We start from the raw sequence: 7,704 nt of genomic DNA on the forward strand, positions 1-7,704 counted from the left end.
GTAGACATTGTTCAACCAGCTTGCCTGGTGGGCCGCCGCACTCCAGAAGGCGCGCGCCGAGGTGCCCTACCCCGACTAGTGGTCCGCCTGGTACCGGCACGCGATACCGCTGGCCGAAACCCGCTACGCCGTCTGTCTCAAAGAGTATGACCAGTGAGCGCGGTTCACAACTAGGACGCGGTTCACAACTACGACAAGGACGGCTTCCTGGCGGAGTTCTTCCCTGACGATCCCCAGCCCCGCCCCGTGCTCGATGACCGTGGTCTTGAACCCGGCGTCCACCCACGCCTCGTGCACCGACGGGGCGACGGCGACGACCCGGTCCAGGCTCGTCCTCGGCTCGTCCTCGGCCAGCCCCTGTTCGTCTCCACGCAGGCCCTCTGTCTATAATGACAACCGTTTTCATCAACGAGAGGACTGTGATGCGTTCGCGACCACCGGCTCCGGGCCGCACCGCAGCTGCCCACACCGAGGCCCGCTCGTCACTCACGGTGCTCTGCGGTTTCTGGTCGTCGACGACCTTCGCCGTGGCCCGGGCGATGGTGGCGGCCGACCGGTCGTCGCTCCTGACGACCAGCATCCCTGGCAATCATGAGAACCGTCTTCAATAGTGGGAGATGGTGGCACATGACTGGCCCATGGAAGACGCCGGCCGGCCCGGGCGTCGCCGCCGAGCTGGAAGCCGTCGCGGAGACGTTGCTGATCCCGCTGTACGGGCGGGCGGGCGTCGCTCGCGGTCGCGGCCGGTGGCTGGAGCTGGATCTGCCTGACGCGATGGCGCTGCGCCGCCGCTTCTTCAGCGACGGCACCCGCCGCCGGCACCTGGCCGGGTCCGTCCTCGACGACGACTGGCTCGAGGTCGCCGCGGATACCGGCCCGGGGCCGTGGATGTTCGTGGCCGAGGCCGTGCTCGGGTTCCTCGACGAGCACGACGTCCACAACGTGCTTGCCCGGGTCGCGGGCCGGTTTCCCGGCAGCCTCGCCGCCTTCGACAGCTGGGGCGAGTGGATGCGGCAGAACCAGGAACAGCATGACGCGCTGAGCAAGGTCGACGCCCGCGCCCGCTGGTTCTGCGAAAACCCGGCCGACCTGGAACGCCAGGTGCCCGGGCTGGAGATCCTCGAATCCCGGACCCTGCCCGAAGCCCCGCAGGCCGTACTCGACCGGCTGCCATCCGAGGTATCCGCAGCGCTGCCGGCCAGGCATGAGGACCCGCAGGTGCGCTCCTACCGACTCAACCTGGTCCGGCTCGGGGAGCCGTCGACCGGCTGACGTTGTCGAAACGAGCGAGGGCGGCCCGAGTCCGCTCCAGGCGATGCAGGCAACCAGCGCGCCCGCCGGACCACCCACCGAAGCCACCAGCAGAGAGTGCTCGCGCGGACCGACGGCGAATCGCAGACAGACCTCGCGCGAGACTAACCAACGCGCTCATCTGCTGATGACAGGACGTCCGGCTGCCCGCATGACGCCGCTTCGGGCCGCCGAGTTGAGGAGGTGGGTGAACGTCAGCCGTAGCTGGGATCGAGCGGGGTCGCGGGACGCGCGGCAACGGCGTCGATCGCGGGATCGGCGAGGACCGCGTCGATCGCGGCGTGGCTGGCACCGATGTAGGTGGAGTAGCCGTCGATCTCGGTGGCGACAAGCCAGGCCCGATCGTAGGGCCACCACAGACTCGCGCACCTCCACTCCACCGGCGCCGGCAACATCGGGGCGGCGCTCACCGGCCCGGTGAGCAGGTGGTACGCCCGGTTAGCTGTCCGCACACGCATCGGCCGGTCCTCCCAGGCGCGCGTCTCAGCGAGGCCGAAACCCTCCCAGAGGCAGAAGTACGCCTGGTCCGGCGTGTCGGTGAAGCTGGACAGGACCCTCGCGAGAGCCGCCGTCTCCCGCGCGTCCAAGCCTCCGTCAGAGGGTCGCCCCCAATGGTCGGAACCGGCGACGAGGTCGTCGAACCGGGTCTCGGCCGTCAGCGCCACGCCTCGGCATGCGGCGATCTCGGACCACCGGTGTCGCCGTCCCACACCCTCACGGTCGTAAGTCGGCGGCAGCACCCGGGCATAGGCCGCGAAGACGGGCGGCACCATCGCCGCGACCGTTGCGGCTGACGTGGTAGCGGCCAGGGCTGCCGCTACCCACGCCGCCGGACTGACGTCGGGCAGCAGCGACATCCCCGGCGCCCACGCGACCGGCTCCCCCATGTCCATCACCCCACTCTGCCAGTCCCCACCCTCCTGATCGGGCCATCAGCCTTCCGTCGTAGGTCGTGGCCCCGTCGGCGGCCCGCGGGATCCTGCGCGACATCGCCGGCCGCCGTGTAACGATGCGCGGTCGGCGAGGATGGTATGTCCATGAGCACATCTACGCCTCGCCGTCCGGAGCACAGGTCGGGACGTAAATCAGGATCGACGCCCACGTTGCTGGGCTACCCGCGCAGCTCCCTGCTGGTACCCGTGGTCGCCGCACTCGGCGGGCTGGTCTTCGCGGCCTGGAAGCCCGGTGTCATCCGATCGGCGTTCGCCAGCCCGCGCAGCGTCGCCTTCACGCTCGTCATCATGGCGGCGGTCGCCGGCCTCGGCTTCCTGCTGCCCAGACTGGGGAGGGGACCGGTGCTCACCGGGGCAGCACAGGCCGTGCCGGTGCTGCTCGCGTTCGTCGTCACAGTCCTGCCCGCGTTCCGGAACGTGACCGTCGAGGAGGAGTTACCCGTCGACGTCACCGCGGTCCTGTCGACCCGACCGTCCCCGCCCGGCGCCGCCCCGCAGGCGGGGCCGGCACCCGGGCAGACGCCGCCCCGGCCGCCGGCCCCGACGCAACCGGCGGCCGGGGCGGATGTCGTCGAGCTGGGGCGGGCGCAGCTGGTCGGCATCGACCACGACGCGACTGGGACCGCGCGACTCATCCGGCTCGCGGACGGCTCACACCTCGTCCGGTTCGAAGACCTCGACGTCGAACCCGGGCCCGACTATCAGGTGCACCTGGTGCCCGGCGCCGACAAGACCGACCCGACCGGCGGCACCCGGCTCGACAGGCTGAGGGGGAACCTCGGCGACCAGAACTACCCGGTGGCCGCCGACGTCGACATCGACACGCCCACGACCGTGCTGATCTGGTGCCGAGCCTTCGCCGTGCCGATCGCGGCGGCCACCGTCGGCGTCTGAAGGCACCCACCACCTGCAAATGCGGCTTGGGGTGGAGCGCAGTCGCGGTTGCGTCGCGATCAATCGCTACATTTTTGTCACGATGTAGTGAACCGCGCACCGATCTCCGCCTGAAGCCATTCAAGGTGTCGTGCGTCGGCACACGAAGGGGCTGCGGACGCTTTGGCTTCAACGGCGGCGATCGCCTGGAGATATCTGCGAAGCCGAGGGCTAGGAATTCGTAATGAAGTAATTAATGCAAGCCAATATGCGTCTTCGCAGGTCACGGGCTCGCGAGGACCCCGAAGTGAACAATTTATTTCATTCCGAATCCTAGGGCTTCCCCGGTCACGCTGCAGAATCGTCGGCCGGACCAGGAACGGGCGAAGACCTGGGGGCACGACGTGCGTGTGTTGTTGTCGACCTATGGGGGACGCGGTGACGAGGGAAGGCAACGAGAGATGAGGACGTGCCCAACACGAGGTTCGACAGAGCTGGAGGTGCCGGTGATTCGATCGGCCGGTGCCGTGCGAGAGAGCACGGCTGCCCCGGAGGTATCGCGATGAGCGAGCAGTACGTGTTGGGTCTTCAAGAGGTTGACGAGATGCAGGGCGCGGTCGTTGGCGGCAAGGGTGCGCACCTGGGGGCGCTGTCGCGGATCGAAGGCATCCGCGTGCCGGCTGGCTTTTGCGTGACGACGGACGCCTTCCGGCGAATCATGGCGGAAGTGCCGTCGATCGAGAGTCGGCTCGAGCACCTGTCGCGCCTGAAGCCGGACGACCGGGAGGCGATCCGCACGCTCAGCGCGGAGATTAGCCGGACCATCGAAGGGATCGCCATCCCGGGCGATCTCGCGGCGGCGATCCTCCGGCACGTCAGCCGGTGCTGGGCCTCGCTGTTCACCGAGCGGGCCGTGACCTACCGCCAGCGCAACGGCGTTGACCACCGTACGGTCCACATGGCGGTGGTCGTGCAGCAGATGGTCTTCCCTCATGCGGCTGGCGTCCTGTTCACAGCCGACCCCGTCACGTCCAACCGGAAGGTCGCCTCGGTGAGGCCCTGGTCTCCGGCCTGGTGAACCCGGACGTCTTCAAGGTGCGCGCCGGCGAGGTCGTCGCCGAGGCGGTCGGCGCCAAGCAGCGTGCGGTTCACGCCTCGCCGGCGGGCGGGACGCAGGAACAGGCGATCGACCTGGAGCGGCAGGAGCAGCCGACGCTGACGGCTGCGCAGGTCGTGCGGCTCGTGCAGCTCGGCCGGCGGATCGAAGCGCACTTCGGCCGCCCCCAGGATATCGAATGGTGCCTGGTCGACGACGGCTTCCAGATCGTCCAGAGCCGGCCGATCACCACGCTGTTCCCCATCCCCGAGTCCGGCGACCGGGAGAACCACGTCTATGTCTCCGTCGGCCATCAGCAGATGATGACCGACCCCATGAAGCCCCTGGGGCTCTCCTTCTGGCAGATGACGACCCCCGCGCCCATGGCCGAGGCCGGCGGCCGCCTGTTCGTCGACGTCACCCAGAGGCTGGTCTCGCCGACGAGCCGCGCCGGCTTTCTGGAGCTCATGGGGAAATCCGATCCGCTGACCGGGGACGCGCTGCAGACCATCCTCGAGCGCGACGGCTTCATCCGGCCGCTGCCTGACGAGGGTCCCCCCGGGCCGCTGTCCGGCGGCGCGCCAGCCCCGATCGAGACCGATCCGGCCATCGTCACCGAGTTGATCGGGCGCAGCGAGGCTTCCATCGCCGCCTCGGAACGCGACATCCGGACGAAGTCGGGAGTGGCGCTACTCGACTTCATCCGGGTGGACCTCCAGGAGCTGAGGCGGATCTTGTTCGATCCGCGGAGCCATCAGGTGTTCATGTCGGCGATGGAGGCCACCTGGTGGCTCAACGAGCGGCTGGAGGCGTGGCTGGGCGAGAAAAACGCGGCGGACACGCTCACGCGGTCCGTGCCCCACAACGTCACGTCGGAAATGGGGCTGGCGCTGCTCGACGTCGCTGACGTGATCCGCCCACATCCGGGCGTGGTGGCGTTTCTGCAGCACGTCGAGGACGAGGGTTTCCTGGACGCGCTGCCCAAGCTCGCGGGCGGGAGGGAAGCGCGAGACGCCGTCGAGGCCTGGCTCGACAAGTACGGCATGCGCTGCGTCGGCGAGATCGACATCACGCGGCCGCGTTGGCGTGAACGCCCCTCCACGCTCGTGCCCATGATCCTCGGCAACATCAAGAACTTCGAGCTGGGCGAGAGCCGACGACGCTTCGAGCAAGGCCGGCAGAAGGCCTGGAAGAAGGAGCAGGAGCTGCTGGAGCGCTTGCGGGCCCTGCCGGACGGGGAGCGCAAGGCCGACGAGACGAAGCGGATGATCGACCGGGTCCGGACCTTCATCGGGTACCGGGAGTATCCGAAGTACGGCATGGTCAGCCGCTACTTCGTGTACAAGCAGGCCTTGTTGGAAGAAGCCGAGCGCCTCGTACAGGCCCACGTACTTCGTGAGAAGGAGGACATCTTCTACCTCACGTTCCAGGAGCTCCACGACGTCGTGCGCACGAACCGCGTGGATGACCGGCTCATCGGCCGGCGCAAGGACGCGTTCAGGTCGTATCAAGCGCTCACGCCGCCCCGGGTGCTCACGTCGGATGGCGAAGTCATCGCCGGGGCGTACCGACGCGACGATTTGCCGGCCGGCGCGCTGAGCGGCCTACCGGTCTCCGCCGGGACCATCGAAGGGCGGGCCCGCGTCATCCTGGACATGGCACGGGCCGATCTCGAACCGGGCGACATCCTCGTCACGGCCCACACGGACCCCAGCTGGACACCCCTCTTTGTCGCCATCGCGGGCTTGGTGACGGAGGTCGGAGGATTAATGACTCACGGCGCGGTGATCGCACGGGAGTACGGATTGCCTGCCGTCGTCGGTGTGGTAGATGCCACCCGACTGATCCCCGATGGGCAGCGGATCCGCGTGCACGGCACCGACGGGTACGTCGAGATTCTACCCTGACTGATCACACCGAGAACACCCATCCGTGGCTTCCGACCAAAACAACGCTAAACGCTAAGAAGTTAATCTTTCTGGGTTAGGATTCGGAATGAAATAACTTGTTCACTTCGGGGTCCTCGCGAGCCCGTGACCTGCGAAGACGCATATTGGCTTGCATTAATTACTTCATTACGAATTCTTACGCGGATGTGGGCGCGTCCTCGGCGGCGAGGCGCTCGCAACGTCGCTTCCCCCACTCGCCCAGCGGGCGGAGGGCCTCGTTGAGGGACGTGCCGTGCTCGGTGAGGGACAAGGACGAGGGCGCCGGGATAGTCCTCCAGCGTGGCCTCCAGCTCCTCGACGAGCGTGAGGGACAGGTGATTGGTCGGGTCGCCCTTGGCCTTCCGTAAGCGCGGAGTCTTCATCACCTCCGGCACGCTGGAGCGAGTGTGACAGCCGGACTCGGCCAAGCTGAGATCAGATCGTTGCTGGAGGAACTGGACGCCGAAGACGACGTCCCGGCCTCAAATTCGAACGGATCCACGGGCCCCGGCCCACCCGCGCCGGGGCCGGCGCGGGGCCCGTCCGGACCGGCGCTACCCGCCGAATGCGGCAAGTGCCTCGTCGATGACCGCATGACGATGGTGCAGCCCCGGCTCGTTGCGCCCGAAGACGAGCTCAGGCCGCACCCCCGACGCCATGTTCTTCTGGATGTCGATCGCCATGCGGTAGTCCTCGTCGCGCACCGTGGCGTGCGCGCACTCGAAGATCTCGTCCGCGGCGGTTCGCGTCGCCTCGTCCGTGAGATCCATCGGCGACGCGTTCTGGTGGTAGGTAATCGAATGACCCGGCCCGCTCCCAGGATAGACCCGGAACACCTCGCCGTTGGCGACGGTGACCGAAAGGATAATGTTGGGGAACAATGCGTAGATCACCACGAGGTTGTGCAGTGGTTCCCATTCTTCCTCGGGCTTGTCCGCGAGGTCCGTGATGTGCCGCATCGGGAAGACCAGCCGATGGTGCGGGCCGAAGGAGTCGAACAGCGCGCAGTTGCTCTTGATGATCAGCGCGAACGTGTCCCGGTGCACCGTGGCGAAGTGATAGTTCTCGGCGAACGTGTCAAGCGCGAACTTCCAGTTGATCGGGAAGTCGAGCACCTTCTCGCCCACCGAAGCCCAGCTACCGATGTCCCAGGACGCGAGTTCCGGGCCGAGCTCTCCCAGGTGGGCGTCGATGTCCAGGGGACCGCTGTCCGGCTGGAGACCGACCCACAGGAATCCGGAATGCTCCGCGGCGGGCAGTTGCGTGAGGCGGGGCTTCCCGGCCATCGTCGAGGGGAAACCTTCACGGCCGGGTCCGCCGACGAAGTCACCCTGGGCGTCATATACCCAGGCGTGATACGGGCAGACGAACCGTTCGGCCACGCCACAGCCCTCCGCGACCGGCGCCTGGCGATGGGCGCAGACGTTCTGGAAAGCCCTGACCGTGCCGTCCTCGCCCCGGGTCAGAAGCACGGGAACGCCCATGACGGTCTTCGTGCAGTAGCTTCCGGGTGCCGGCAGCTCAGAGCGGTAGCCGACAAGCT

The 7,704-nt window shown here is 67.7% G+C and carries 5 protein-coding genes and 1 pseudogene; 4 read left to right on the forward strand and 2 right to left on the reverse strand.

The features are described 5' to 3' along the window. Positions 1-422 precede the first annotated feature (422 nt). Positions 423-611, forward strand: coding sequence for a hypothetical protein (locus AC08OT_RS10350; protein ID WP_476594740.1), 189 nt, complete (start codon positions 423-425; stop codon positions 609-611). A gap of 16 nt (positions 612-627) precedes the next feature. Then, on the forward strand, positions 628-1,272 hold the full coding sequence (locus AC08OT_RS10355; protein ID WP_476596092.1) for a class I SAM-dependent methyltransferase: 645 nt from the start codon (positions 628-630) through the stop codon (positions 1,270-1,272). Positions 1,273-1,505: 233 nt separating this feature from the next. Here the strand turns inward: AC08OT_RS10355 and AC08OT_RS10360 are convergent, their stop codons facing one another. After that, positions 1,506-2,204: a hypothetical protein gene (locus AC08OT_RS10360; protein WP_476596093.1), complete on the reverse strand. Its 699-nt coding sequence runs from the start codon at positions 2,202-2,204 to the stop codon at positions 1,506-1,508. Between the two features lie 144 nt (positions 2,205-2,348). Here AC08OT_RS10360 and AC08OT_RS10365 point away from each other — a divergent pair, with 144 nt between their 5' ends. Together AC08OT_RS10365 and rph are read left to right on the forward strand one after the other, a co-directional pair. Next, the gene (locus AC08OT_RS10365) at positions 2,349-3,158 is read left to right on the forward strand and encodes a DM13 domain-containing protein (RefSeq protein ID WP_476597275.1); all 810 of its coding nucleotides are present in this window, start codon (positions 2,349-2,351) and stop codon (positions 3,156-3,158) included. A 583-nt stretch (positions 3,159-3,741) separates the two neighbouring features. Then, positions 3,742-6,140 (forward strand): annotated as a pseudogene (rph, locus tag AC08OT_RS10370) (rifamycin-inactivating phosphotransferase). A gap of 575 nt (positions 6,141-6,715) precedes the next feature. Here rph and AC08OT_RS10375 read toward each other — a convergent pair. Next, positions 6,716-7,704 (reverse strand): SRPBCC family protein (locus tag AC08OT_RS10375; RefSeq protein WP_476597277.1); only part of this gene is annotated, 989 nt, incomplete at its 5' end.

This window comes from Frankia sp. CgJB1 (genome assembly GCF_977947065.1).

What these genes read in the sequence shown, in the direction of transcription:
- AC08OT_RS10350 (WP_476594740.1), top strand. Translation starts at nt 423, where the DNA reads ATGCGTTCGCGACCACCGGCTCCGGGCCGCACCGCAGCTGCCCACACC.
- AC08OT_RS10355 (WP_476596092.1), top strand. Translation starts at nt 628, where the DNA reads ATGACTGGCCCATGGAAGACGCCGGCCGGCCCGGGCGTCGCCGCCGAG.
- AC08OT_RS10360 (WP_476596093.1), bottom strand. Translation starts at nt 2,204, where the DNA reads ATGGACATGGGGGAGCCGGTCGCGTGGGCGCCGGGGATGTCGCTGCTG.
- AC08OT_RS10365 (WP_476597275.1), top strand. Translation starts at nt 2,349, where the DNA reads ATGAGCACATCTACGCCTCGCCGTCCGGAGCACAGGTCGGGACGTAAA.